This window comes from Actinosynnema mirum DSM 43827, assembly GCF_000023245.1.
Taxonomy (GTDB): Bacteria; Actinomycetota; Actinomycetes; order Mycobacteriales; family Pseudonocardiaceae; genus Actinosynnema; species Actinosynnema mirum.
In genome coordinates this window covers 6,859,566-6,884,915 of sequence record NC_013093.1, presented here as the reverse complement: position 1 = coordinate 6,884,915, position 25,350 = coordinate 6,859,566, and the positions used below count along the sequence as shown (strand labels likewise).

The 25,350-nt window shown below is 73.7% G+C and carries 25 protein-coding genes; 19 read left to right on the top strand and 6 right to left on the bottom strand.

Annotated elements, in window-relative coordinates:
• The first annotated feature begins 186 nt into the window (after nucleotides 1-186).
• Nucleotides 187-1,932: a proline--tRNA ligase gene (locus AMIR_RS28970; protein WP_015804542.1), complete on the top strand. Its 1,746-nt coding sequence runs from the start codon at nucleotides 187-189 to the stop codon at nucleotides 1,930-1,932.
• A gap of 69 nt (nucleotides 1,933-2,001) precedes the next feature.
• Here the strand turns inward: AMIR_RS28970 and AMIR_RS28965 are convergent, their stop codons facing one another.
• From AMIR_RS28965 to AMIR_RS28950, 4 genes are all read right to left on the bottom strand, one after another.
• A complete protein-coding gene (locus AMIR_RS28965) occupies nucleotides 2,002-2,691 on the bottom strand; it encodes an HAD family hydrolase (RefSeq protein ID WP_015804541.1) in 690 nt (229 codons plus the stop codon).
• Nucleotides 2,688-3,374 (bottom strand): DUF8017 domain-containing protein, encoded by a 687-nt coding sequence (locus AMIR_RS28960; protein ID WP_015804540.1) that lies wholly within the window; start codon nucleotides 3,372-3,374, stop codon nucleotides 2,688-2,690. Before AMIR_RS28960 ends, AMIR_RS28965 begins: the two co-directional genes overlap by 4 nt.
• Nucleotides 3,371-4,450, bottom strand: a complete 1,080-nt coding sequence (locus AMIR_RS36360) for a proline-rich domain-containing protein (RefSeq protein WP_049796992.1) — start codon at nucleotides 4,448-4,450, stop codon at nucleotides 3,371-3,373. The genes AMIR_RS28960 and AMIR_RS36360 overlap by 4 nt, the downstream gene beginning before the upstream one ends.
• 133 nt (nucleotides 4,451-4,583) lie before the next feature.
• Nucleotides 4,584-4,991 (bottom strand): YjbQ family protein, encoded by a 408-nt coding sequence (locus tag AMIR_RS28950; protein WP_015804538.1) that lies wholly within the window; start codon nucleotides 4,989-4,991, stop codon nucleotides 4,584-4,586.
• A 48-nt stretch (nucleotides 4,992-5,039) separates the two neighbouring features.
• Here AMIR_RS28950 and AMIR_RS28945 point away from each other — a divergent pair, with 48 nt between their 5' ends.
• From AMIR_RS28945 to AMIR_RS28935, 3 genes are all read left to right on the top strand, one after another.
• Nucleotides 5,040-5,828 carry an SDR family oxidoreductase gene (locus AMIR_RS28945; RefSeq protein ID WP_015804537.1) on the top strand — a complete coding sequence of 263 codons (789 nt, stop codon included), beginning with the start codon at nucleotides 5,040-5,042 and terminating at the stop codon, nucleotides 5,826-5,828.
• Between the two features lie 101 nt (nucleotides 5,829-5,929).
• Complete coding sequence (locus tag AMIR_RS28940; RefSeq protein WP_015804536.1) at nucleotides 5,930-6,931, top strand: aminotransferase class V-fold PLP-dependent enzyme; 1,002 nt, start codon at nucleotides 5,930-5,932, stop codon at nucleotides 6,929-6,931.
• 187 nt (nucleotides 6,932-7,118) lie between these two features.
• The gene (locus AMIR_RS28935; RefSeq protein ID WP_143760943.1) at nucleotides 7,119-7,886 is read left to right on the top strand and encodes a hypothetical protein; all 768 of its coding nucleotides are present in this window, start codon (nucleotides 7,119-7,121) and stop codon (nucleotides 7,884-7,886) included.
• A gap of 194 nt (nucleotides 7,887-8,080) precedes the next feature.
• Here AMIR_RS28935 and AMIR_RS40735 read toward each other — a convergent pair whose 3' ends face one another.
• A complete protein-coding gene (locus AMIR_RS40735; protein WP_015804534.1) occupies nucleotides 8,081-8,521 on the bottom strand; it encodes a ferritin-like domain-containing protein in 441 nt (146 codons plus the stop codon).
• On the bottom strand, nucleotides 8,518-8,955 hold the full coding sequence (locus AMIR_RS40730) for a hypothetical protein (RefSeq protein WP_015804533.1): 438 nt from the start codon (nucleotides 8,953-8,955) through the stop codon (nucleotides 8,518-8,520). The genes AMIR_RS40735 and AMIR_RS40730 overlap by 4 nt, the downstream gene beginning before the upstream one ends.
• Before the next feature lie 155 nt (nucleotides 8,956-9,110).
• Between AMIR_RS40730 and rimP the strand changes: the two genes are divergently transcribed.
• The 15 genes from rimP (at nucleotide 9,111) to AMIR_RS28855 (ending at nucleotide 25,328) form a co-directional block, all read left to right on the top strand.
• On the top strand, nucleotides 9,111-9,635 hold the full coding sequence (rimP, locus tag AMIR_RS28920; protein ID WP_015804532.1) for a ribosome maturation factor RimP: 525 nt from the start codon (nucleotides 9,111-9,113) through the stop codon (nucleotides 9,633-9,635).
• A complete protein-coding gene (gene nusA / locus AMIR_RS28915) occupies nucleotides 9,632-10,645 on the top strand; it encodes a transcription termination factor NusA (RefSeq protein ID WP_015804531.1) in 1,014 nt (337 codons plus the stop codon). Before rimP ends, nusA begins: the two co-directional genes overlap by 4 nt.
• Nucleotides 10,646-10,667: 22 nt before the next feature.
• Nucleotides 10,668-11,024 carry a DUF448 domain-containing protein gene (locus AMIR_RS37845; RefSeq protein WP_187313455.1) on the top strand — a complete coding sequence of 119 codons (357 nt, stop codon included), beginning with the start codon at nucleotides 10,668-10,670 and terminating at the stop codon, nucleotides 11,022-11,024.
• A 74-nt stretch (nucleotides 11,025-11,098) separates the two neighbouring features.
• Nucleotides 11,099-14,203: a translation initiation factor IF-2 gene (gene infB / locus AMIR_RS28910; protein WP_015804530.1), complete on the top strand. Its 3,105-nt coding sequence runs from the start codon at nucleotides 11,099-11,101 to the stop codon at nucleotides 14,201-14,203.
• A 98-nt stretch (nucleotides 14,204-14,301) separates the two neighbouring features.
• Nucleotides 14,302-14,598, top strand: coding sequence for a DUF503 domain-containing protein (locus tag AMIR_RS28905; RefSeq protein WP_015804529.1), 297 nt, complete (start codon nucleotides 14,302-14,304; stop codon nucleotides 14,596-14,598).
• 19 nt (nucleotides 14,599-14,617) lie between these two features.
• On the top strand, nucleotides 14,618-15,067 hold the full coding sequence (gene rbfA, locus AMIR_RS28900; protein ID WP_015804528.1) for a 30S ribosome-binding factor RbfA: 450 nt from the start codon (nucleotides 14,618-14,620) through the stop codon (nucleotides 15,065-15,067).
• A 10-nt stretch (nucleotides 15,068-15,077) separates the two neighbouring features.
• Complete coding sequence (locus tag AMIR_RS28895; RefSeq protein WP_015804527.1) at nucleotides 15,078-16,088, top strand: DHH family phosphoesterase; 1,011 nt, start codon at nucleotides 15,078-15,080, stop codon at nucleotides 16,086-16,088.
• An 84-nt stretch (nucleotides 16,089-16,172) separates the two neighbouring features.
• Complete coding sequence (locus tag AMIR_RS28890; protein ID WP_015804526.1) at nucleotides 16,173-17,477, top strand: MATE family efflux transporter; 1,305 nt, start codon at nucleotides 16,173-16,175, stop codon at nucleotides 17,475-17,477.
• Between the two features lie 91 nt (nucleotides 17,478-17,568).
• Nucleotides 17,569-18,888: an MFS transporter gene (locus AMIR_RS28885; protein WP_015804525.1), complete on the top strand. Its 1,320-nt coding sequence runs from the start codon at nucleotides 17,569-17,571 to the stop codon at nucleotides 18,886-18,888.
• A gap of 135 nt (nucleotides 18,889-19,023) precedes the next feature.
• A complete protein-coding gene (truB, locus tag AMIR_RS28880) occupies nucleotides 19,024-19,860 on the top strand; it encodes a tRNA pseudouridine(55) synthase TruB (protein WP_118948506.1) in 837 nt (278 codons plus the stop codon).
• Nucleotides 19,861-20,473: 613 nt separating this feature from the next.
• Complete coding sequence (locus AMIR_RS28875) at nucleotides 20,474-21,406, top strand: bifunctional riboflavin kinase/FAD synthetase (RefSeq protein WP_015804523.1); 933 nt, start codon at nucleotides 20,474-20,476, stop codon at nucleotides 21,404-21,406.
• 100 nt (nucleotides 21,407-21,506) lie between these two features.
• Nucleotides 21,507-21,986, top strand: a complete 480-nt coding sequence (locus AMIR_RS28870) for a helix-turn-helix domain-containing protein (protein WP_015804522.1) — start codon at nucleotides 21,507-21,509, stop codon at nucleotides 21,984-21,986.
• Nucleotides 21,983-22,444 (top strand): 2'-5' RNA ligase family protein, encoded by a 462-nt coding sequence (locus AMIR_RS28865; RefSeq protein ID WP_015804521.1) that lies wholly within the window; start codon nucleotides 21,983-21,985, stop codon nucleotides 22,442-22,444. The genes AMIR_RS28870 and AMIR_RS28865 overlap by 4 nt, the downstream gene beginning before the upstream one ends.
• Nucleotides 22,445-22,569: 125 nt before the next feature.
• Nucleotides 22,570-22,839, top strand: a complete 270-nt coding sequence (gene rpsO, locus AMIR_RS28860) for a 30S ribosomal protein S15 (RefSeq protein WP_015804520.1) — start codon at nucleotides 22,570-22,572, stop codon at nucleotides 22,837-22,839.
• 245 nt (nucleotides 22,840-23,084) lie between these two features.
• Nucleotides 23,085-25,328 carry a polyribonucleotide nucleotidyltransferase gene (locus AMIR_RS28855; protein ID WP_015804519.1) on the top strand — a complete coding sequence of 748 codons (2,244 nt, stop codon included), beginning with the start codon at nucleotides 23,085-23,087 and terminating at the stop codon, nucleotides 25,326-25,328.
• Nucleotides 25,329-25,350 lie beyond the last annotated feature (22 nt).

Below are 25,350 nucleotides of genomic sequence, written 5' to 3'. Positions count from 1 at the left end.
CTAACGACGACCCCCGACAATTCCCGGCCCCCGACCGGCCCCCGACCGCCGCCGCCCCCGAACACCACCCGTCCGGGTGGCAACCGCGAACCCCCGCCCACCCCGCGCCGGGGTAACCGGCTGGAACCCCCGTCACCCCGTTCACTAGGCTTTTCCGGACCACCAGCCCCACGAGGAGTCCCAACCGTGATCACGAGGATGTCGTCGCTGTTCCTGCGCACGCTGCGCGAGGACCCGGCCGACGCCGAAGTCCCGAGCCACAAGCTGCTGGTCCGCGCGGGCTACGTGCGGCGCGTCGCGCCGGGCGGCTACTCGTGGCTGCCGCTGGGCCTGAGGGTGCTGCGCAACATCGAGCGGGTCGTGCGCGAGGAGATGGACGCGATCGGCGCGCAGGAGATCCAGTTCCCCGCGCTGCTCCCCAAGGAGCCCTACGAGGCCACCAACCGGTGGACCGAGTACGGCCCCAACATCTTCCGCCTCAAGGACCGCAAGGGCGCCGACTACCTGCTCGGCCCCACCCACGAGGAGCTGTTCGCGCTCACCGTGAAGGGCGAGTACAGCTCGTACAAGGACTACCCGGTCGCGCTCTACCAGATCCAGACCAAGTACCGCGACGAGGCGCGCCCCCGCGCGGGCATCCTGCGCGGTCGCGAGTTCGTCATGAAGGACTCGTACTCCTTCGACCTCACCGACGAGGGCCTGGCCGAGGCGTACCAGCGCCACCGCGCCGCCTACATCAAGATCTTCGACCGGCTCGGCATGGACTACGTCATCGTGTCCGCGACCTCCGGCGCGATGGGCGGCTCGGCGTCCGAGGAGTTCCTGGCGGTCGCCCCGAACGGCGAGGACACCTTCGTCCGCAGCACCGAGTCCGACTACGCGGCCAACGTCGAGGCCGTCACCACCCCCGCGCCCCCCGCGCAGCCGGTCGAGGGCCGCCCCGAGGCGCAGGTGCACAGCACGCCCGCGACCCCGACCATCGACACCCTGGTCGAGTTCTTCAACAACGCGGGCCTCGGCCGCGAGTTCACCGCCGCCGACACCCTGAAGAACGTGCTGGTCAAGACCCGCGTCCCCGGTTCCGACTGGGAGCTGCTGGCGATCGGCCTCCCCGGCGACCGCGAGGTCGACCTCAAGCGCCTGGAGGCGGCCGTCGAGCCCGCCGAGGTCGCCATGCTGGACGAGGCCGACTTCAAGGCCCACCCCTTCCTGGTCAAGGGCTACATCGGTCCCGGCGCGCTGCTGGCGAACGAGGTCCGCTACCTGGTCGACCCGCGCGTCGTCGAGGGCACCGCCTGGGTGACCGGCGCCGACCAGCACGAGCACCACGTCGTGGACCTGCTCTGCGGTCGCGACTTCACCCCGGACGGCACGATCGACGTCGCCGAGGTCCGCGAGGGCGACCCGTCGCCCGACGGCAAGGGCGTCCTGGTGGCCGCGCGCGGCATCGAGATCGGCCACATCTTCCAGCTCGGCCGCAAGTACGCCGACGCGTTCTCGCTCGACGCCCTCGGCCCGGACGGCAAGCCCGTGCGCATCACCATGGGCTCCTACGGCATCGGCGTGTCCCGCCTGGTCGCCGCGATCGCCGAGCAGAGCCACGACGACCGCGGCCTGATCTGGCCGCGCAACGTCGCCCCCGCCGACGTGCACGTGGTCGTCGCGGGCAAGGACGCCACCCTCCTGGAGGGCGGCGAGAAGCTCGCGGGCGAGCTGTCCTCGGCGGGCCTGAGCGTGCTGCTGGACGACCGCAAGGCCAGCCCCGGCGTGAAGTTCGCCGACGCCGAGCTGGTGGGCGTGCCCACGATCCTCGTGGTCGGCCGCGGCCTGGCCAGCGGTCTGGTCGAGGTCAAGGACCGCCGCTCCGGCGAGCGCGTCGAGGTGCCGGTCGACGAGGCCGTGCAGCACGTGCTGGCCGTCGCGCGCGGCTGACCCCGCAGCGAGGACCGAGGGGGCCGGTGCTCACCCGAGCACCGGCCCCCTCGTCGTCCGGAAGAGCTCTCAGCGCCTGCCGAGCAGCACGTCCACCACGTCGGCGGTGTCCGACAGGTCCACCAGCACCGCGTGCGCCCCGGACGCCTCCAGCTCCGCGACGTCGCTGCGCCCGGTCGCCACCGCGACCGCCCGGTACCCGTGGTGCAGCGCCGCGTCCACGTCGTGCGGGGTGTCCCCGACGACCACGACCGACTCCGGGGCCACGCCGTGCTTGGCCGTCGCCAGCCGCACCGCCTCGCGCACCAGGTCGGGCCGGTCGTCGGACAGCTCGCCGAACCCGCCGATGGCGAAGTCCAGGTGCTTCTCCAGCTCGAACGCCGCCAGCTTGTACCGGGCGATCTCCACCAGGTTCCCGGTCACCAGCGACTGCACCACGCCCGGCTCGCCCGCCAGCGCCTCCAGCACCGCCGCCGCACCGGGCAGCGCGCGCCCGCGCTCGGCCAGCCGCCCGTGCTCCAGCCGCGCCACCGCGACCAGCTCGGCGTGCAGCCGGGAGATCAGCTCGTCGGTGGCCTCCAGGTCGTGCGAGAGCAGCAGCTGCCTGCTGATCGCCCGCTCGGTCCGCCCGGCGTACGAGGGCCGGTGCACCAGCTCCAGCCCGGACACCGTCCGCAGCGCGGTCCCGTACCAGGCGTGGCCGAGCCCCGAGGCGTCGATCAGGGTCAGGTCGATGTCCCACAGCACGAGGGTCTTCACGAGACGCGCACGCTCCCCACGATCCGGTCGGCCTCCTCGTCGCTCGGGCCCTGGGCCACGTGCGGCCCGCCCTGCGCGACGTTCAGCACCAGCACGCCGTACTCCTCGCCCGGCAGCTCCACGGCCACCAGGGTGATCTCGGCCTTCGGCGCGTAGCAGGCGCTCACGCCCTTCGGCTCGACCGCCAGCACGACCGTCGTCCGGCCGTCCGCCTCGGTCACCACCGGCTCGCTCACGCCGGGCGGGGTGCCGTCCACGGTGTACCCGTTGTTCGCCACGGCCTTGCCGATCTGGCTGAGCGTGGCCGTGGACGAGCTCGTGACCTGAGCGGACCCCACGATGGCCTGCACCATCTGCTTGCCCTGGCACTCGAACGGCCGGGACACCCACACGCCGGTCAGCCGGGTGCCGCCCGCGAAGCCGTCGCCGCTCTCCTCCCAGGAGGGCGGCACCTGGTAGGTCAGCCCCGAGCCGCGCGCGGTCGTCCACTCCGGCTGCGCCGAGGTGGCGGTCGTGGTCGGCCCGCCCGCCGAGGCGTCCGAGCCGGAGCCGATCAGCACGGCGGTCACCACGCCACCCGCCACGACCAGCACGCCGAGCACCGACAGGGCGATCCACAGCCCCGTGCGCTTCGGCTTCGGGGGCGGTTGCTGCTGGTAGTAGCCGAGGCCCGAGTAGCTCACCCGCCCACCGCCAGCGGGCGCACCGAGTCGATCATCGCCTGGAGGTCGCCCTCGGTGGGGGAGGCGGGGGCGGAGTCCGGGCCGCCCGCCAGGTCGCCGTTGGCCATGAACACGTGCGTGGCCCGCTCGCCCCTGGCCGCGAGCACGCGCACCATGCCCTTGGACGCGATGCAGGCGTTGCCGCCCGCGGTGATCGTCGCGTCGACCTGCACCGCCGGGATGGGCTGACCGCCGCCGACGTTCGGGACGGTCACCTCCTTCGGGTCGGTGAGCTTGACGTCGAGCTCCGGGGCGCTGCTGTAGAAGTACCTGGCGACCTTGTCGGCCACGTCCTTCGCGACGCCCGCCAGGTCGGTGTTGGAGATCAGCGTGCCGCCCGCGTTGCCCCGGTTGTAGGAGCGGCCCTCGCAGGTGTAGACGCCGAACATGGACAGCCCGGTCAGGCGCGCGTCCAGGTTCGTGACCGGCGAGCTGCCCTTCTGCGGGGCCCACGACTTCGGCACGTCGTAGCTGTAGGCCAGGTCGGTGACCGGCAGGCAGTTCCAGCCGGAGGTCACCGCCGCGCACGTGGCGGCCTGGGCGCTGGGCGAGGTCGGCGCGGGCGAGGACGCGGCGCTGCTGCTGGGAGCGGCCTGGCTGCTCGACGCGGCCACGGTCGTCTTGCCGTCCTCGGGGCGGGTCAGCACGTACGCCGTGGCGCCACCGCCCACGAGCAGGAGCGCCACCGCGCCCACGGCCAGCCAGACCTTGCCCTTGGTGCTTCTCCTCGGCGGCTCCTCGCCACCGGAGAACACGCCGAGCCCGCCGTACGAGCCGAAGCCCTGCTGGGGGAAGCCCTGCTGGTCGCCGTACGCGGGCTGCGGGTAGCCCTGCTGGTCGCCGTAACCCGGTTGGGGGTAGGGCTGCTGATCCCCATAACCCGGCTGGGGGGCGCCGAAGGAGTGATCCGGATAGTGCTGCTGGGGCTGTCCCGGCTGCGGGGTGGAGCCGCCGACGCCGTCCTGCCCCCACCCGCCCTGGTGGGGCTGACCTGCCTGGCCACCCCAGCCGGACTGCCCGTCACCTGGGTAAGTCACGGCTCGCACGGTACCGCCTCCACCAGTCGGAATCCGGACAGGTGATGGAAAAGCGATCGAGGTCGGCCGTGCCGCAGCTCACTCCTGCTCGCGACGGAGGGTGTTCGACCCATCGCCCGGTCGTGCCGGAAGTTCACCCGGCCAGGAAGCTGAACCGCACCTTGCGCACCGGGTTGTCCACGTTCGTGTCCACCAGGCACACCGACTGCCAGGTGCCCAGCGCCATCACCCCGCCGAGCACGGGGACCGTCGCGTGCGGCGGGACCAGCGCGGGCAGCACGTGGTCGCGGCCGTGCCCCGGCGTGCCGTGCCGGTGCCGCCAGCGGCCGTCGGCGGGCAGCAGGTCGCGCAGCGCCGCCAGCAGGTCGGTGTCGCTGCCCGCGCCCGTCTCCAGCACCGCGAGCCCGGCCGTCGCGTGCGGCACCCACACGTGCAGCAGCCCGTCCCCGGACGTCTTCGCCAGGAACCGCTCGCAGTGCGCGGTCAGGTCGAGGACGACCTCGTCGGAGCCCGTCCTGATCTCGATCTCCTCGCTGAGCACCGGGAGAGCCTACGCAAAAACCGGTCGACACCGCCGATCGGCGGTCGAATGATCGAGAACGTGCCGCACACCGCGATCGTCACCGGGGCCAACCAGGGCATCGGGGCCGCCATCGCCACCGCGCTCGCCGCGCGGGGCGTCCAGGTCCTCGCCGCCTACTTCAGGTTCACCCCGCTCCCCGACCCCAGCCTCCCCGACCGGTACGCCGCCGACCGGGGGTCCGACGCCACCGCGGTGGTCCGCGCGATCGAGGCGGCGGGCGGCCGGGTGCTCGCCGTCGAGGCCGACCTCGCCGACCCGCAGGCCCCCGCCCGCCTGTTCGACACCGCCGAGCGAGAGCTGGGCCCGGTCGACGTCCTGGTCAACAACGCCTCCGCCTGGGTGCAGGACACGTTCCTCGCCGCCGGGCTCGACCAGTTCGGCCGCACGACGGCCCCCGTCTCCGCCGAGACCTTCGACGCCCAGTTCGCCGTGGACGCCCGCGCCGGCGCGCTGCTGATCGCCGAGTTCGCCCGCAGGCACCTGGCGCGCGGCGCCGACTGGGGCCGGATCGTCGGCCTGACCTCCGGCGGACCCGGCGGGTTCCCCAGCGAGGTCACCTACGGCGCGGCCAAGGCGGCGCTGGACAACTACACGATGGCCGCCGCCGTCGAGCTCGCCCCGCACGGCGTCACCGCCAACTGCGTCAAGCCGCCCGCCACCGACACCGGCTGGGTCAACGACGCCGTCCGCGCCTCCACCCGGATCGCCGAGCCCCACGAGGTCGCCGACGTCGTGGCGTTCCTGTGCTCCGAGGAGGCCAAGCTCGTGACCGGGAACGTGGTCACCCTGCGCTGAGGCCGGGGGAGGGGCGGCGCGGACGGCGGACGGGCGGCGCGGCGGGTGAACCGGCCGCGCAGGAGGTGGACGACCGGCGGGACGTCCGGTCTGATGACCCCATGCGGACCGCGTTCGGCGAGACCTTCGACGTCCCACCCGGCTACCTCAACACCGCCAGCGTCGGCGTCCCGTCGACCAGCACCGCCCGCGCGGTCTCCGAAGCCGTCGCCCGCTGGGCGCGCGGCGCCGACGCCCCTCCGGTGTTCGACGAGCCCGTCGCCGTCGCGCGCGCCGCGTTCGGCCGGATCGTCGGCGCGCCCGCCGAGCGCGTCGCCATCGGCGCCACCGTCTCCCAGCTCGTCGCCCTGGTCGCCGCGAGCCTGCCCGAGGGCGCCCGCGTCCTGGTCGCGAAGGGCGACTTCACCAGCCTCACCTTCCCGTTCGCCGCGCGCGGCCACACCGTCACCGAGGTCCCGCTGGACGACCTCCCCGCCCGCGCCGCCGACCACGACCTGGTTGCCGTCAGCGTCGTCCAGTCCGCCGACGGCCGCCTCGCCGACCTCGCCGCGCTGCGCGCCGCCGGCGTCCCGGTCCTGCTCGACGCCACCCAGGCCGCGGGCTGGCTGCCGCTGGAGCTGGACTGGGCCGACTGGGTGGTCGGCACCGGCTACAAGTGGCTGCTCAGCCCGCGCGGCACCGCCTGGCTGGCCTGCTCCGAGGCCGCGCTGGCCAGGACCGCGCCGCTGGTCGCCAACTGGTACGCGGGCGACGACCCGTGGACCACCGTCTACGACCTGCCGCTGCGCCTGGCCGCCGACGCCCGCCGCCTCGACCTGTCCCCGGTCTGGCACGCCCACGTCGGCGCCGCGGTCGCGCTGCCCTGGTTCGCCTCGCTCGACCGCGCCGCCGTGCACGCCCACACCACCGGGCTCGCCGACGGGCTGCGCGCCGGGCTCGGCCTGCCACCCGCGGGGTCCGCCATCGTCTCCCTGGACGTGCCCCCGGAACCGCTGCTCGCGGCCGGGGTCGCCGCCAGCACGCGCGCCGGCCGGGTCCGGCTCGCCTTCCACCTCTACAGCACCCGCGACGACGTCGACCGCGTGCTCAGAGCGCTCGCCTGAACCGCGTCCGTTACCGTGGTCGGCTGTGTCGGTTCCCCCCGAATCACCTGGAGAGGTGACCCAGCGGATTCCCCGAGTCCCGGCTGGGCCGCCGATGGGGCCGCCCCCGCCGCAGGACCAGGGGCAGCCCCAGCCCGTCCCGCCCACCCCCCAGCAGACGCCGTCGGGCACCCTCACGTTCGAGCCGGTGCCCGGTCACCAGGGCCCGCCGCACCCCGGCGGCCCGCCCCCGTACGGCGGCTACGACCAGGGCTTCCGCCCGCCGCCCCCACCGCCGCGCGGCGCGCCGGGAGGGCAGGCCCGCAGCCACCCGGCCACCGCGCCCGGCCTGTCGGCGGTGCCGTTCCAGCGGCGCACGGCGGTCGTCCGGATCATCGGCCTGGTCGGCATCGCGGTCGTCTCCGGACTCGTCTGGATGATGTTCCAGTCCGGTGAGGGGCCGAAGTCCTCCAGCGGCTCGCCGACCCCGTCCAGCGCCTCCCAGGTGCCCGCGGGCGAGTTCGAGTTCACCCCGTCCACCCAGGCCCCGGCCCCGCGCCGGGACGCCGAGTGCGCCTCGCACGCCTACGGCCAGGCCAAGGACTTCTTCACGAAGACCCCGTGCGAGGAGCTGATCAGGGCGCTCTACACCACGACCGCCGCCGCGGGCGGGGCGAAGGTCCACACCTCGGTGGCCGTGGTCCGGATGAAGAGCGCCGCGGACGCCACCGCCCTGATGGAGCTGACCAACCGGGACGGCACCGGCAACGTCAACGACCTGGTCAAGGACGGCGCGGTCAAGGTCGACGGCATCACCACGCTCGGTGGCGGCGGCTACGCCTCCACGCTGAGCGACCGGGACGTGGTCATCGTCGAGTCGGACACCGCGAAGGCCGACAACACCGGGGCCGGGCACACCGACCTGATGCGCCGGATCTCTGCGGACGCCCTCCGGCTGGCCGCGGGCCTGGGCTGACCGACCGCGCCGGGCCTCGCCCGAGGCCCGGCGTCCCACTCGTCGGGAGCCGGTCCCACGGACCGGGGTGGTCTCCGCCACGCGCCGGGCCCGCGCGAACGACCTCCCGCGAGTCCCCGGAGCGCGAGAAAAAGGGGGGCGGACCGGCTCCGCGCCGACCCGCCCCCTCCCGCCTCGCCCGCTCCGGCCTCGCCCTACTCGGGGACGCCCGGCAGCGCGATCGACACCGGCGTCAACCCGGCCGCCCGCCGCCAGCGCGTGCCCCGCACCGCCGACTCGGTCAGCGCCGTCAGCGCCGTCGTCCGCAGCGCGTTGTCGTCGGTGCGCTCCAGCACCCCGCGCCACGCCGCGCAGCAGTCCGCCTCCACCGCCACCAGAGCCGCGATCGACGACGCCGCGTCCTGCACGCCCTCCGGCGGCAGGTACGCCGCCGCGGCGGGCTTCGGCTGCTGCCCCGCGTCCCGCAACCACCGCTCGGTGGTGTCCCGGCGCGCCCGGTGCGCGTTCGCGCCCTCGGCCACCACCGCCTCCTGCGCCTTCGGCAGGAACGCGCTCACCAGCCCGTACGTCCACACCGCCGCGTGCTCCGCACCCAGCCCCACCTGCACCGCGTCCGCGCTCGCCTGGTCGCTCACCCCAACGCCTCCACCAAGCTCGCGCACCCCGCGGCGACCGCGCCGACCAGCCCGGCGCGGTGCGCGGGCAGCGACGGCAGCAGGTCCGCGGCCTGCTTCTGGGCCGCCTGCAGCGCGGCGGCCAACTGCTCCCTGGTCGCGCCGGCAGGGGCCTGCGGCGCGGACGAGGTGGTCGACGGCGCAGCCGACGACGAGGGCGTGCTCGGTGTCGCCCGCTCCACCTCGGCGCGCAACCGGGCGGCGTGCTCGGTCCGCGCGGCGGCGGTCTCCTGCGCGTCCACGGCGGTGGCGAGCGCGGCGTCCTCGAGGGCCGCGTCGGCCAGCGCGGCCAGCGGGTCGGGGGGCGGCGGGGCGGGCGGGGTCGAGGTGCACGCCACCACCAGCGGCGCCGAGGCCGCGGCGAGCAGCACGGCGCGCCTGCTGAGTCCGATCACGTCCGCCGATCCTGCCAGACCACCGCTCACCGCCGGTGGGGCGTGCGGACGGCCCAGGACAGGCTAGTCTGGGCGACCACGGCCGGCGAGTGCAGCGTCGACCGGGGTTGTCGTGCTCACAGCTCACCTGCACCCGGAAGACTGGGAGTCACCACGTGTCCAGCCCGCCGCGCGGAGAACTCGCCGCGCAGCTCACCCCCGTCGTGCGGGAGGCGGTCGAGGCCATCGGCTACGACCTGGAACTGCTCGACGTGAACCAGGCTGGGCGTCGCAGGCTCGTGAAGGTCGTCGTCGACGGCGACGAGGGCATCGGGCTCGACGAGGTGGCCCAGGCCAGCCGCGCCGTGTCCGCCGCGCTCGACGCCAACGAGCACCTCATCGCGGGTCCTTACACGCTTGAGGTCACCTCCCCCGGCGCCGACCGCCCCCTCACCCGGCCCCGCCACTGGCTGCGCGCCAGGCTGCGGCTGGTCAAGGTCAAGCAGCCCGAGCAGGTCGAGTGGTTCGGCCGCGTCGGCGACTGCGACGACACCGGTGTCGTGCTCCTGGTGAAGGGCGAGCTGCGCCGCGTCGAGTACAGCGCGATCGAGCGAGCCGTCGTAGAGGTCGAGTTCAAGCAACCCCCGGTCGAGGAGCTCGCGCTCCTGGGCGACCGGGGTTCGAAGGAGGAGTCGGAGTGAACGTCGACATCGCCGCTCTCAGGGCGATCGAGCGGGACAAGGACATCCCCTTCGACACCGTTCTGGAAGCCATCGAGACCGCGCTTCTGACCGCGTACAAGCACACCGACGGGCACCACCCGCACTCGCGCGTGGAGATCGACCGCAAGTCCGGGGCCGTGCGCGTGCTCGCGCAGGACCTGGGCCCGGACGGCGTGGTCACCGAGGAGTGGGACGACACGCCCGAGGGGTTCGGCCGGATCGCCGCGACCACGGCGCGCCAGGTCATCCTGCAGCGCCTGCGCGACGCCGAGCACGAGCGCACCTTCGGCGAGTTCTCCGCCAAGGAGGGCGAGATCATCGGCGGCGTCGTCCAGCGCGACGCCCGCGCCAACGCGCGCGGCATGGTCGTCGTGCAGGTCGGCGACACCGAGGGCGTGCTGCCGCCCGCCGAGCAGGTGCCCGGCGAGGAGTACAAGCACGGCGCCCGCATCAAGTGCTACGTCGTCGGCGTGTCGCGCAGCGCGCGCGGCCCGCAGATCACCCTGTCCCGCACCCACCCGAACCTCGTGCGCAGGCTCTTCGCGCTGGAGGTCCCGGAGATCGCGGACGGCACCGTGGAGATCCCCGCGGTGGCGCGTGAGGCAGGTCACCGCTCGAAGATCGCGGTGCGCACGTCGGTCCCCGGCGTGAACGCCAAGGGCGCCTGCATCGGCCCGATGGGCGCCCGCGTGCGCAACGTCATGAGCGAGCTCGCGGGCGAGAAGATCGATATCATCGACCACTCGGACGACCCGGCGACCTTCGTCGGAAACGCGCTCTCACCTGCGAAGGTCGTCTCGGTGCGGGTGCTCGACGAGCGGGCCAAGACGGCCCGCGTCGTGGTGCCCGACTTCCAGCTCTCCCTCGCCATCGGCAAGGAGGGGCAGAACGCCCGGCTGGCCGCCCGGTTGACCGGGTGGCGGATCGACATCCGGAGCGACGCGGAGGCCGTCCAGAAGGACTCCGCGGCATCCGGTTCGGCTGAATGACAATCAGGGGATAGACTAGCCAGTGGTTCGACGTCAGGGACCGGTGAACGAGCACGACGGCCCAGTCCGCACATGTGTAGGATGCCGTGCTCGGACGTCGTATTCCGAGCTGCTGCGCGTGGTCGCCGTGGCCGGGGCTCTCGCCCCGGACCCACGTCGGAGACTGCCGGGGCGGGGGGCGTGGTTGCACCCCGATCCCAGCTGCCTCCGCACCGCCGAGAAGCGCCGAGCGTTCCCCAGGGCCTTGAAGGTCACGGGGGAGCTCGACGCCGAGGGCGTTCGCGCACACCTGGAGCAGTTCGGCAGTACGGCCGCGGGATCGCCTCGCGGCCGGCAGCAAGTCAAGGAAGCAGGTCGACCCGTCATGAGTCAGCCGTGAAGCTGAAGACATGAACGCGCGACGTTGAGACGAGGTCGACGGGCTGCCGCCGGCCTCATCAGCAGAGGAGTGCAGTGGCAGGCAAGGCCCGCGTGCACGAGCTCGCCAAAGAGCTCGGTGTCACGAGCAAGGAACTGATGACCACGCTCGCCAGTCAGGGCGAGTACGTGAAGTCCGCGTCCAGCACCGTCGAGGCGCCGGTGGCGCGACGACTGCGCGACGCGCACGCCAAGGGCGAGGGCAAGAAGCCGTCTTCCGGCGCCCGCCCCTCGGCCCCCAAGCCGCAGGCCCCGTCCGCCCCCCAGGGCGGCTCCGAGGCCCCGCGTCCCTCCATGCCCATGGGCAAGCCCGGTCCGCGCCCCGTGCCCGGCCCGCGCCCCCAGGCGCCCAAGCCGCAGACCCCGGCGAAGCCGGCTGCGGCCGAGCAGGCCCCCCAGGCCCCGGCGGCGACCCCGGTCGCCCCGGCTCCGGCCGCGCAGGCCGCTCCGGCTCCGGCCGCGCAGGCCCCCAAGGCCCCGGCGGCTCCGGCCGCCGAGCGCCAGCAGGGTCCGCGCCCGGCGTCCGGCCCGCGTCCCGGCCCCAGGCCCGGCCCGCGCCAGCAGCCCCAGCAGCAGCAGCCCGCGGCTGCCGCCGAGAACCCCTCGGTGGTGCCGCCCAGGCCGCAGTCCCCGAAGCCGCAGGGCCCGCGCGGCCCCCGTCCGGGCAACAACCCGTTCGGTGTCGGCGGCGGCGCCCCCGCCCCCCGTCCGCAGGCCCCGCGCCCGCAGGGCGGTCCCGGTGGCGGCGAGCGCGGCGACCGCGGCTCCAAGCCCGGTGACCCGCGTCCCGGCGGCCCGCGTCCGGCCGGTCCCCGTCCCGGCGGTTCCGCCGGTTCCGGCGGCCCGCGCCCGAACCCCGGCAACATGCCTCCCCGCCCGAACCCCGGCATGATGCCGGGCCGGTCGGCCGCGCCCCGCCCCGGTGGCGGCGGCGGTGGTCGTCCCGGCGGCGGTCCCGGTGGCGGCGGTCGCGGCCCCGGTGGCGGCGGCGGTGGCGGTGGCTTCCGCGGCGGTGGCGGCGGTGGCGGTGGCGGCGGCTTCCGCGGCGGCGGTGGCGGCGGCGGCGGTGGCGGCTTCCGCCCCGGCGGCGGCGGCCCCGGTGGCGGTGGCGGCGGTGGCGGCTTCCGCCCCGGCGGCGGCGGTGGCGCCCCGGCCGGTGGTGGCGGCGGTGGCTTCCGCGGTCGTCCCGGTGGCGGTGGCCCCGGTGGCCGTGGCGGCACGGCAGGCGCGTTCGGCCGTCCCGGCGGTCCTGCGCGTCGTGGACGCAAGTCCAAGCGCCAGAAGCGCCAGGAGTACATGGACAACATGCAGGCGCCTTCGGTTGGTGGCGTCCGTCTGCCCAAGGGCAGCGGCGAGACCATCCGGCTGCCTCGTGGCGCCTCGCTGACCGACTTCGCCGACAAGATCAACGCCAACCCGGCCTCGCTGGTGCAGGTGCTGTTCCACCTCGGCGAGATGGTCACCGCGACGCAGTCCGTCTCCGACGAGATCCTGGAGCTGCTCGGCTCCGAGATGAACTACGTCGTGCAGGTCGTGTCCCCCGAGGAGGAGGACCGCGAGCTGCTCGAGACGTTCGACATCACCTACGGCGAGGACGCGGGCGGCGAGGACGACCTGGCCATCAGGCCCCCGGTCGTCACCGTCATGGGTCACGTCGACCACGGCAAGACCCGCCTCCTCGACACCATCCGCAAGACGAAGGTGGCCGAGGGCGAGGCCGGCGGCATCACGCAGCACATCGGCGCGTACCAGGTGCAGACCGAGCTGGAGGGCAACCCCCGGCTCATCACCTTCATCGACACGCCGGGTCACGAGGCGTTCACCGCCATGCGTGCCCGTGGCGCGAACTCCACCGACATCGCGGTCATCGTGGTGGCGGCGGACGACGGCGTCATGCCGCAGACGGTCGAGGCGATCAACCACGCCCAGGCGGCGAACGCCCCGATCGTGGTCGCGGTCAACAAGATCGACAAGGAGGGGGCCAACCCCGCCAAGATCCGCCAGCAGCTCACCGAGTACGGGCTGGTCGCCGAGGAGTACGGCGGCGACACCATGTTCGTCGACATCTCGGCGAAGCAGGGCGTCAACATCGACGGCCTGCTGGAGGCGATCCTGCTGACCGCGGACGCCTCGCTGGACCTGCGTGCCAACCCCGGCATGGAGGCCCAGGGCGTCGCGATCGAGGCGCACCTGGACCGCGGTCGCGGCCCGGTCGCCACGGTGCTGGTGCAGCGCGGCACGCTGCGGGTCGGCGACTCGATCGTCGCCGGCGACGCGTACGGCCGCGTCCGCCGCATGGTGGACGAGCACGGCGACGACGTCACCGAGGCGTACCCGTCGCGGCCGGTGCTGGTCATCGGTCTGACCTCGGTCCCGAGGGCGGGCGACACCTTCCTCGTGGTCGAGGAGGACCGGGTCGCCCGGCAGATCGCCGAGCGCCGCCAGGCCCGCACGCGGAACGCGCTCAACGCGGCCCGCCGCAAGCGCGTCAGCCTGGAGGACCTGGACGCCGCGCTGAAGGAGACCAGCCAGCTCACGCTGATCATCAAGGGCGACAACTCCGGTACCGTCGAGGCGCTGGAAGACGCTCTGATGAAGATCGAGGTCGGCGACGACGTCGAGCTGCGGGTCATCCACCGGGGCGTCGGTGGCATCACCGAGGGCGACATCAACCTCGCCGTCGCCGGTTCCGCCATCGTCCTGGGCTTCAACGTCCGGGCCGAGGGCAAGGCCACCGAGCTGGCCAACCGCGAGGGCGTCGACGTCCGCTACTACACGGTGATCTACCAGGCGATCGACGAGATCGAGCAGGCCCTCAAGGGCATGCTCAAGCCGGAGTACGAAGAGGTCCAGCTGGGCCGCGCCGAGGTCCGCGAGGTCTTCAAGTCCTCCAAGGTCGGCACGATCGCCGGTTGCCTCGTCCTCTCGGGCGAGATCCGCCGCAACGCCCGTGCCCGCCTGCTGCGCGACAACAACGTCATCCAGGAGAGCCTGCCGATCAGCTCGCTGCGGCGGTTCAAGGACGACGCGACCGAGGTCCGCGAGGGCTACGAGTGCGGTCTGACGCTCGGCAACTACGGCGATCTCAAGATCGGCGACGTGATCGAGACGTTCGAGATGCGCGAGAAGCCGCGCGCCTGATCGATCCGGGACACGGGGCCGCCCTGGTGGCGGCCCCGTGTCCCGTTCCGCCAGTCCCATAGCGCACCCGCCGCGGTGGATAAACAGCGGTCTGACACTTGTACGTAGGAGCACTGGAGCTCGACCTGCTGCTGGGCGACGTTCACTCGCTCAAGCAGAAGCGATCGGTGGTTCGGCCCGTCGTGGCCGAACTGAAGCGCAAGTTCGAGGTGTCCGCCTCCGAGGCGGGCCACCTCGACCTGCACCGGCGCGCTCTGATCGGAGTGGCGGTCGTCGCCGCCGACGCGGAGCATGTCAGGGATGTCCTCGCCGCCTGCGAGCGGCTCGTCGCGGGACGCCCCGAACTGGAACTGCTCTCCGCCCGCCACAGGCTGGTCGGGCCGGAGGACGTGTAGCGGAAGAGGAGGGAGCGCCGTGGCCGACCAGGCACGGGCTCGCAAGCTGGCCAAGCGGATCTCGCAGATCGTCGCGTCCGCGCTGGAGCACCAGGTCAAGGACCCCAGGCTGGCCAGGGTCACGATCACCGACACGAAGGTGACCGGCGACCTGCACGACGCGACGGTGTACTACACGGTGCTGGGCGAGAAGCTCGACTCCGAGCCCGACCTCGCGGGCGCCGCGGCTGCCCTGGAGAAGGCCAAGGGCGTGCTGCGCAGCATGGTCGGCCAGCAGACCGGGGTGCGGTTCACGCCGACCCTGACCTTCGTCACCGACACCGTGCCCGACGAGGCCCGGAAGATGGACGAACTGCTGGCCAAGGCCCGCGAGCTGGACGCCGAGGTGGCGCGCATCGCCTCCGACGCGAAGCCCGCGGGCGAAGCGGATCCGTACAAGGCCGCGCGTGAGGTGGAGGAGTCCGACTAGCGTTCGGGTCGTGGATGACCTGAACGCGGCCGTCGCCGCAGCCGCACGCGTGCTGGAGCGGGCCCGAGACGTCACGCTGCTCGGGCACGTGAACCCGGACGCCGACGCGCTGGGCAGCGCCCTGGCCCTCGGCCTGGCGCTGCACCGGCGTGGCGCGACCGTTCGGGTGTCCTTCTCCGAACCCGCCGAGGTGCCCCGCTCGCTGGCCGGGCTGGACGTGGCCGGTCTGCTGGTGCCGCCGTCGCAGGTGCCCGAGCGCCCCGAGGTGCTCGTGGCCCTGGACAGCGGCAGCGTCGGCAGGCTCGGCCACCTCGGCGGCCGGATCGCCACCGCCGAGCACGTCGTGGTCATCGACCACCACGTGTCCAACCCCGGCTACGGCACGATCAACATCGTCGACGACCGCGCCGAGGCCACCGCCGTCGTGGTCCTGCGCGTGCTCGACGAGCTGGGCGTGGAGCTGGACGAGCCGGTGGCCCGCTGCGTCTACGCGGGCCTGGTCACCGACACCCGCTCGTTCCGGCACGCCACCGAGTCCACCCACCTGGTGGCCGCGCGCCTGATCGCGGCCGGTGTGGACGGCGAGGCGCTCGCCCGCTCCCTGATGGACTCGCACCCCTTCGGCTACCTGGCGATGCTCGCCGGGGTCCTCGGGCGCGCCCGGCTGGAGCCGTCGGCCGCCGGTGGGCTGGGCCTGGTGCACGCCGTGGTGACCCTGGAGGACGCGGCCGGGCTGCGCTCCGAGGAGGTCGAGAGCGTCGTGGACCTGGTGCGCACCACCACCGAGGCCGAGGTCGCCGCCGTGCTCAAGGAGCTGCGGCCGGACCGCTGGTCGGGGTCGCTGCGCGCGGTGAGCCGGGTGGACGTGCGCGAGGTCGCGCAGCTGCTCGGCGGGGGCGGGCACCGGCTGGCCGCCGGGTTCACCGCCGCCGGGACCGCCGAGGAGGTCCTGGAGCGCCTCCGGCAGGCGCTGGGGACCGTCGTGGCCGCGGCGGGCGAACCGCGCGACCTGCGCCGGTGAGGCCCTGCGCCGGGCGCAGGTAAGGACCGTCCGGAATCCGCTCACCCCTGTGCTTGGCTGATCCCGGTCGAGCATGGGGGTGCAGTGGTGGTCGAACGGGTTCCAGCGCGCAGGGTCGTCGGGCTCGCCGCGCCCGCGCTGGTGGTGCTGGCGGCCGAGCCGCTCTACGTGCTGGTGGACACGGCCGTCGTCGGCCACCTCGGCGCGCTGCCCCTGGCGGGCCTGGCGCTGGGCGGCGTGCTGTTCACCCAGGTCGCCACGCAGCTGACGTTCCTGTCCTACGGCACCACCGCGCGCACCGCCCGGCTGTTCGGCGCCGGTCGCCGCGCGGAGGCGGTGGCCGAGGGCGTGCAGGCGACCTGGCTGGCGCTGGCCGTGGGCGCGCTGGTGATCGTGCTGGGGCAGCTGCTCGCCGGGCCCGCCACGCGCCTGCTGGTCGGCGACGAGGTCGTCGCGGCCGAGGCGGTGTCGTGGCTGCGGATCGCCCTGTTCGGCGCGCCGATGGTGCTCGTGACGATGGCGGGCAACGGCTGGATGCGCGGGGTCCAGGACACCCGCCGCCCGCTGCGGTACGTGCTGTTCGGCAACGCGGTGTCGGCGGTGCTGTGCCCGCTGCTGGTGCACACCGCCGGGTGGGGACTTGAGGGCTCGGCGGTGGCGAACGTGGTCGCCCAGCTGCTGTCCGCCGGGCTGTTCCTGCGCGCGCTGGTGGTGGAGCGGGTGCCGCTGCGGCCTGTGCCCGCGCTGATGCGCGCCCAGCTCGGCATGGGCCGCGACCTGGTGCTGCGCAGCCTGGCGTTCCAGGCGTGCTTCCTGTCCGCGGCGTCGGTGGCCGCCCGCACCTCGGTCGCCGCCGTCGGCGCGCACCAGGTGGTGCTCCAGCTGTGGACGTTCCTGGCGCTCGTGCTGGACTCGCTGGCCATCGCCGCCCAGTCGATCGTGGGCGCGTTCCTCGGCGCGGACCGGCGCGAGGACGCGAAGGGCTTCGCGCGGCAGGTCACCGGGTACGGGCTGGTGTTCGGCTCGTGCCTCGGGGTGCTGTTCGCCGCGCTCTCCGGGGTGATCCCCGGCCTGTTCACCGGGGACGCGGGCGTGCTGGGGGAGATCCCGAACGCCTGGTGGTTCTTCGTGGCGCTCCAGCCGATCGCCGGGGTGGTGTTCGCGCTCGACGGGGTGCTGCTGGGCGCGGGCGACGCGGCGTTCCTGCGCACCGCGACGCTGCTGTCGGCCGCCGCCGGGTTCCTGCCGCTGATCTGGCTGAGCCTGGCGTTCGGGTGGGGCCTCTCGGGGATCTGGACGGGGCTGTCCGCGTTCATGGCGCTGCGCCTGGTGGCGGTGGTGCTGCGGACCCGCTCCGGCAGGTGGGCGGTTCCCGGCGCGGCCGTGTGACGAGCGTTGCCCGCCGGAATTGTTAACGGTAAACAATGGTTGTCGATGGAAGGAGTGTCGACACCCGCACCGCCCGAGGAGTTGTGAGGTCTTGCCGGTCGATCGCGCCACGCGCCGAGCGTGGCTGATCTGGTCCACCGCCGTCATCGTCTACGTCGCGGCCCTGTTCCACCGCACCTCGCTGGGGGTCGCCAGCCTGGAGGCGGGGGAGCGGTTCGCCGTCGGGTCCGCCGCGCTCGGCGCGTTCACCGTGCTGCAGATCGGCCTGTACGCGGCCATGCAGATCCCCACCGGCCTGCTGGTCGACCGGTTCGGGGCCCGCCGCGTGCTGGTCGCCGCCGCCCTCGTCATGGGCCTGGGGCAGACCCTGTTCGCCCTCGCGCACTCGTACCCGCTCGGCCTCGCCGCGCGCGCGGTGCTCGGCGTCGGCGACGCCTTGACCTGGGTGAGCGTGCTGCGGCTGGCCGCCGCGCACTTCCCGCCGCGCCGGTTCACCGTGGTGATGTCGCTGTCCTCCGCGCTCGGCGCGATCGGCAACCTGGCGGCCACCGTGCCGCTGACCCTCATGCTCGACGGCATCGGCTGGACCACCACGTTCCTGGTCGCGGGCGTGGCCACCGCCGCCTACGCGGCCGTGGTGGCGCTGAAGGTGCGGGAGACCCCCGACGGCGTCGTGCAGCCGGAGCCCGAGCGGGTGCGGCTGAGCGTGGTGGGCCGCAAGGTCGCCGAGGCCTGGCACGTGCCCGGCACCAGGCTCGGCTTCTGGGTCCACTTCACCACCATGTCCACCCCCATGCTGCTCAGCCTGCTGTGGGGCTACCCGTACCTGGTCGAGGCGCAGGGGATGCCCGCGGCGAGCGCGTCGGCGGTGCTGAGCGTGATGGTCGTGGTCGGCCTGGTCTCCGGACCGGTGCTCGGCGGGGTCATCGCCCGCAGCCCGGAGTGGCGGATGCCGCTCGTCGGCGGGTACCTGGCCGTCGCGGTGGGCGTCTGGGCGGTGCTGCTCGGCTGGCCGGGAGGGGTGCTGCCGCAGCCGCTGCTCCCGGTCGCGTTCGGCCTGCTCGCCCTCGGCGGTCCCGCGTCGAGCGTGGCGTTCGCGCTGGTCAGGGACTACAACCCGCTGCACCGGGTGAGCACCGCGACCGGCGTCGCGAACGTCGGCGGGTTCGCCGCGATCACCGTCATGGCGCTGGTCATCGGCGTGCTGCTGGACGTGGTGTCGTTCCTGCCGCCCGCCCAGGCGTACCGGGTGGCGCTGCTGTCCGTGGCGGCCGTGCTGGTGCTCGGCACCTGGCGCACGGTCGTGTGGTGGCGCCGGGCCCGCGCCGCCGTGTTCGCCGCCGAGGACCGGGGCGAGGAGGTGCCCGTGCAGATCCGCCGGGGCCGCTTCGACATGCGCCTCGCGGCCTGATCGCGCCCGTCCGGGCGACCGTCCCCCACTCCGGAGGGGCGGGCGCGCGGGCGGCAAATAGGATGTCCCGCCGTGCCCGCATCTCCCCGCCCCGCTGTTCCGCCCGGTCTCGTCGTCGTGGACAAGCCCGACGGCATGACCTCCCACGACGTGGTCGCCAAGGTGCGCCGCATCCTCGGCACCCGCAAGGTCGGCCACGCGGGCACGCTCGACCCGATGGCCACCGGCGTGCTCGTCCTCGGCGTCGAGCGCGCCACCAAGCTGCTCGGCCACCTCGCGCTCGACAGCAAGGCCTACCTGTCCACGATCCGCCTCGGCGCCTCCACCACCACCGACGACGCCGAGGGCGAGGTGCTGTCCTCGGCGGACTCCACCGCCGTGCCCGAGGACGCGATCCGCGCGGGCGTCGCCAAGCTCACCGGCGCCATCCAGCAGGTGCCGAGCGCGGTCAGCGCCGTGAAGGTCGACGGCAAGCGCGCCTACGCCCGCGTCCGCGCGGGCGAGGAGGTCGAGCTGCCGCCGCGACCGGTCACCGTGCACCGGTTCGACGTGCTGTCGATCCGCCGCGAGGCCGACGCGACCGAGCTGGACGTGATGGTCGAGTGCTCCTCCGGCACGTACGTGCGCGCGCTGGCCCGCGACCTCGGCGTCGACCTGGGCGTCGGCGGCCACCTGGCGGCGCTGCGCCGCACCAGGGTCGGCCCGTTCGACCTGCGGGTGGCCAAGACCCTGGAGCAGCTCGCCGACGAGCCCGGCCTCTCCCTGGACCTGGACGCCGCGGTGTCGGCGGCGTTCCCGCGCCGCGAGATCACGCCCAGCGAGGTCGTCGCCCTGTCCCACGGCCAGCGCCTGCGCGCGGGCGGGGTGGAGGGCACCTACGGCGTGTTCGGCCCCGACGGCCACGCGGTGGCCCTGGCGAAGGACGAGGGCCCGCTGGCGAAGCCGGTCGTCGTCCTGACCCCCGCGGGCTGACCGCCCACCTCCGCCGCACACCCCCAACCGCAACCCCGGCCGTCCGCCGGCCCACCGTCCAGGGTGGACCGGCGGACGGCCCGCTTCCGGGGCCCCTTCGGCCCGCTGCGACGGCCCCGCCCGCCGCATCCCCGGCTTTCGGCGGCCCCGCGCGCTGCCGCTCCCGGCAACTCCCGCTGGCCACCGTTGCCCGCCCTGCGCGCCGCCGCTTCCAGCGGCCCGCGTCCCCCGCTTCCCACGGCCCGCGCCGCTCCCGGCGGTTCCTGCCGCCGCTCCCAGGTTCCGCCCGTCCGCCGCACCCCCGCCCTGGGCGCCCTTCGCCTGCCGCAGCCCCGCTCCCGGCGGTCCCCGCCCGACCCCCGCCCGCGCAGGCGACCCCGCTCGGGTGATCCGCGCCCCCGCGCCACCCGGCATGACGCGCGTCACCCCGCAGCCACCGCGCCCGCCGCCCGACGGCCGCCCGCCCCACCGCCACCGACCATGATCACCCGCGCTGACGTGCGCCGTCCGCCCGCCGCGGCCCCCGCCCCCGCTCCCACCCCGCCCCCCGGTGATCACCGGACGGGGGACAGCGCGCGCGGCGGGCGTCACCGCTGCCCGTAGGCTGCACCCCGTGCAGCGGTGGCGAGGACTCGACCAGATCCCCGGAGGGTGGGGGCGCTGCGTGCTGACCGTCGGCTCGTTCGACGGCGTGCACCGCGGCCACCAGGCCCTCATCCGGCGTGCGGTGGAGACGGCGGCCGAGCGCGGGGTGCCGTCGGTCGTCATGACCTTCGACCCGCACCCGGCCGAGGTCGTGCGGCCGGGCAGCCACCCGGCCAAGCTCACCGACCTGCGCAGGCGGGCCGAGCTCGTGGAGGCGCTGGGCGTCGACGTCTTCTGCGTCGTGCCCTTCACCCCCGAGCTGTCCAGGATGCCCGCCGACGAGTTCGTCCACGAGGTCCTCGTCGACCGGCTGCACGTGGCAGCGGTCGTCGTCGGCCGGAACTTCACCTTCGGCAGCAGGGCGGCGGGCAACGTCGGACTGCTGCGGGAGCTGGGGCAGAGGTTCGGTTTCGTGACCGAGGGAGCGGATCTGTTGTCCGACGACGGGGTTACCTACTCCTCCACCTACACCAGGGCGTGCATCGACGCGGGCGACGTGGCAGCCGCCGCGACCGCGCTCGGCAGGCCGCACCGCCTGGAGGGCGTCGTGGTGCGCGGTGACGGCCGGGGTCGCGACCTCGGCTTCCCCACCGCGAACATGTCGCTGCCCGAGTCCGCCGCGGTGCCCGCCGACGGCGTGTACGCCTGCTGGTTCGTCCGGGACGGACACCCGACGATGCGCGCGGCGGTGTCCGTGGGCACCAACCCCACGTTCTCCGGCAAGGAGCGCCGCGTCGAGGCGTACGTGCTCGACTTCGACGACGACCTGTACGGCCAGACCGTGGCGCTCGACTTCGTCGCCCGGCTGCGCGGGATGGTGAAGTTCGACGGCGTCGAGGCGCTCGTCGAGCAGATGCACCGGGACGTGGCGGACGCGCGCGTCCAGCTCCCGGACGCCTGATCGACATCTGACCAGGTCAGCGGAACCGGCCTCGTCCGGGCCGCGGGTTTGGCAGGATACGTTCACGACATCGGGTGGTACCGGGAGGGCGAGAACGAACGTGGAGGACCACAAGATCGTCCAGCGCAACCTCGCTCTGCAGCGGGAGTGGTACGGGGAACCCCTCGGGGACCGGGTGCGCAGGCTGGTGGTGGCCTTCAACGTCTCCCAGGCTCAGCTCGCCGAGGTGCTGGGGATCAGCGCGCCGATGCTCAGCCAGGTGATGAGCGGGCGGCGCGCGAAGATCGGCAACCCGGCCGTGCTCGCCCGGATGATCATGCTGGAGCGCAAGGTCCTCACCCCGGACGTGGCCACCGGCGCGCCCGAGGCGCTCCAGCGGGCGCTGGACGAGGTGCGCGACTCCAAGCCGACGGTGAGCCGCGACTCGCTGCCCGTCAACGGGGCCGACGACGAGACGGCGCTGCTGCCGTACCTGCGCCGGATCGCCGACCGCCGCGAGCTGTTCCAGGCGGCCGACGTGCTGGGCGAGGACTTCCCGGCGCTGGCGGACCTGCTGCGCAGGGCGGGCCGGGCCCGTTGAGGCTGTTCACCGCCCTGTTCCCGCCGCCCGAGGCGGTGGCGGAGCTGGAGCGGGCGCTGGCCGAGGTGCGGCCCGGCTACCCCGAGCTGCGCTGGTCCCCGTCCGAGCGGTGGCACATCACGCTGTGCTTCCACGGCGAGGCGGACCCGGCGGGCAAGCTTGACCCGTTCGAGGGAATGTCCGCCCCGTCGGTGCGGTTCAGCGGGTGCGGGCACTTCCCCGGTGTGCTGTGGATCGGCGTCGAGGGCGCGGTGGAGCCGCTGGCCAAGGCGGCGGGCGCGCTCCCGGACTGGCAGGCGCACGTCACGGTCGCGCGGTCGCGGCGCGCCAAGCGGTTCCCGAGGCTGGACTTCACCGGCGCGGAGTGGACCGCGAGCGAGGTCGCGCTGGTGCGGAGCGAGCTGGGAGTGGGCTACACCGTTCTCGAACGGGTGCAATTGGCCACGCCTTCGGCTTAGTGGCCGCAACTGCTGGTAACCTATCACGTTGGGTCTGGCTGCGGTCCGTGGCGGCCAGTACCGCCTACCCCGGTTCACCGGGGCTCCACGGCACCGATTTCCAGGCGATTGAGGAGCACCACGAAGTGGCACTGACCACCGAGCAGAAGAAGACCATCCTCACCGAGTACGGCGTCCACGACACGGACACCGGTTCGGCCGAGGCGCAGGTCGCGCTGCTGAGCAAGCGCATCGCCGACCTGACCGAGCACCTGAAGAAGCACAAGCACGACCACCACTCGCGTCGTGGTCTGCTGCTGCTGGTCGGCCGTCGCCGCCGTCTGCTCGACTACCTCAAGAAGTCCGACATCGCGCGCTACCGGACGCTGATCCAGCGCCTCGGCCTGCGCAGGTGACGCGTGCCGAAGGGGAGTGACCGGGCCGGTCACTCCCCTTCGGCGTAGTTTGAACAAGACAACAGAACACACGCTGTAGACAACGTGGGGACGCACGCACGCGCACGGGACGACTGTTCGCCGGTCCTCGGTAGTGGCCCCCTGGGAGCAGGATGCGACCAGGGGACTTCGATCGAAGACCGGCCTCGTCCGAACCGCGATCCCGCGCCACAGGGCGCTGCGACCCGCAGACGAGGAGTTCGCATATGACGGACATCGAGGTCCACGAGACTTCAGCCGTGATCGACAACGGTCGGTTCGGCACCCGCACCATCCGGTTCGAGACCGGTCACCTGGCCCGCCAGGCCGCAGGCAGCGTCGTCGCGTACCTGGACGACGAGACCATGCTGCTCTCGGCGACCACCGCCTCCAAGGCGCCGAAGGAGCACTTCGACTTCTTCCCGCTGACGGTGGACGTCGAGGAGCGCATGTACGCCGCGGGTCGCATCCCCGGCTCGTTCTTCCGCCGCGAGGGCCGTCCGTCCACGGACGCGATCCTGACCTGCCGCCTGATCGACCGCCCGCTGCGCCCGTCCTTCGTGGACGGCCTGCGCAACGAGATCCAGGTCGTCATCACGGTCATGAGCCTGAACCCGGCCGACCTGTACGACGTCGTGGCGATCAACGCCGCGTCCGCGTCGACGCAGCTCGCCGGCCTGCCCTTCTCCGGCCCCATCGGCGGCGTCCGCGTGGCGCTGATCGAGGGCCAGTGGGTCGCGTTCCCGACCCACGAGCAGCTGGAGAACGCCGTCTTCGACATGGTCGTCGCCGGCCGCGTCGTGGGCGACGACGTCGCGATCATGATGGTCGAGGCCGAGGCCACCGAGAAGGTCATCGACCTGATCGGCGAGGGCGCCCAGGCCCCGACCGAGGAGGTCGTGGCCGCCGGTCTCGAGGCCTCCAAGCCGTTCATCAAGGTGCTGTGCGAGGCGCAGGCCCAGCTCGCGCAGGTCGCCGCCAAGGCGACCGGCGAGTTCCCGACCTTCCCGGCCTACCAGGCTGACGCGTTCGAGGCCGTCGAGGCCGCGGGCGCGAGCGACCTGGCCCAGGCGCTGACCATCGCGGGCAAGCAGGAGCGCGAGGGTCGCATCGACGAGGTCAAGGCGTCGGTGCTGGAGAAGCTGGCCGCGCAGTTCGAGGGCCGCGAGAAGGAGGTCGGCGCCGCGTTCCGCTCGCTGACCAAGAAGCTCGTGCGCCAGCGCATCCTGCGCGACAAGGTCCGCATCGACGGCCGCGGCCTGACCGACATCCGGTCGCTCGGCGCCGAGGTCGCGATCATCCCCAGGACGCACGGCTCCGCCCTGTTCGAGCGCGGCGAGACCCAGATCCTGGGCGTCACCACGCTGAACATGCTCCGCATGGAGCAGCAGATCGACTCGCTCTCCCCGGAGACGCACAAGCGGTACCTGCACCACTACAACTTCCCGCCCTACTCCACCGGTGAGACCGGTCGGGTCGGCTCGCCCAAGCGCCGCGAGATCGGCCACGGCGCGCTGGCGGAGCGGGCGCTGATGCCGGTGCTGCCCAAGCGCGACGAGTTCCCGTACGCGATCCGCCAGGTCTCCGAGGCGCTGGGGTCCAACGGCTCCACGTCCATGGGCTCGGTCTGCGCGTCCACGATGTCGCTGCTCAACGCGGGCGTCCCGCTGAAGGCGCCGGTGTCGGGCATCGCCATGGGCCTGGTCTCCGACGAGGTCGACGGCAAGACCGAGTACGTCGCGCTGACCGACATCCTCGGCGCCGAGGACGCGTTCGGCGACATGGACTTCAAGGTCGCGGGCACCAAGCAGTTCGTGACCGCGCTCCAGCTCGACACCAAGCTCGACGGCATCCCGTCCGAGGTCCTGGCGTCGGCGCTGTCCCAGGCCCGCGACGCGCGCCTGGCGATCCTGGAGGTCATGGCCGAGGCCATCGACGTCCCGGACGAGATGAGCCCGTTCGCGCCGCGCGTCACGTCGGTCAAGATCCCGACCGACAAGATCGGCGAGGTCATCGGGCCCAAGGGCAAGATGATCAACTCGATCACCGAGCAGACCGGCGCCGACATCTCCATCGAGGACGACGGCACGATCTACGTCGGTGCGGCGGACGGCCCGTCCGCGGAGGCCGCCATCGGCCTGATCAACGCCATCGCGAACCCGCAGCTGCCGAAGGTCGGCGAGCGCTTCCTGGGCACCGTGGTCAAGACCGCGGCGTTCGGCGCGTTCGTCTCCCTGCTGCCGGGCAAGGACGGCCTGATCCACATCTCCAAGCTGGGCAACGGCAAGCGCATCGGCAAGGTCGAGGACGTCGTCAAGGTCGGCGACAAGCTCCGCGTCGAGATCGCGGACATCGACCAGCGCGGCAAGATCAGCCTGGTGCTGGTGTCCGAGGAGGAGGGGGCCGACAAGGCCGCCGCCCCGGCCGCCGAGACCGCTGAGACCTCGGCTCCGGAGTCCTCGGACCAGTGACCGAGCGCGTCATCAGGACGGC

Coding starts and splice junctions, on each gene's coding strand:
- AMIR_RS28945 (WP_015804537.1), top strand. CDS start 5,040: ATGATCGAGAACGTGCCGCACACCGCGATCGTCACCGGGGCCAACCAG.
- truB (WP_118948506.1), top strand. CDS start 19,024: ATGACCTCCCACGACGTGGTCGCCAAGGTGCGCCGCATCCTCGGCACC.
- AMIR_RS28855 (WP_015804519.1), top strand. CDS start 23,085: ATGACGGACATCGAGGTCCACGAGACTTCAGCCGTGATCGACAACGGT.
- AMIR_RS28940 (WP_015804536.1), top strand. CDS start 5,930: ATGCGGACCGCGTTCGGCGAGACCTTCGACGTCCCACCCGGCTACCTC.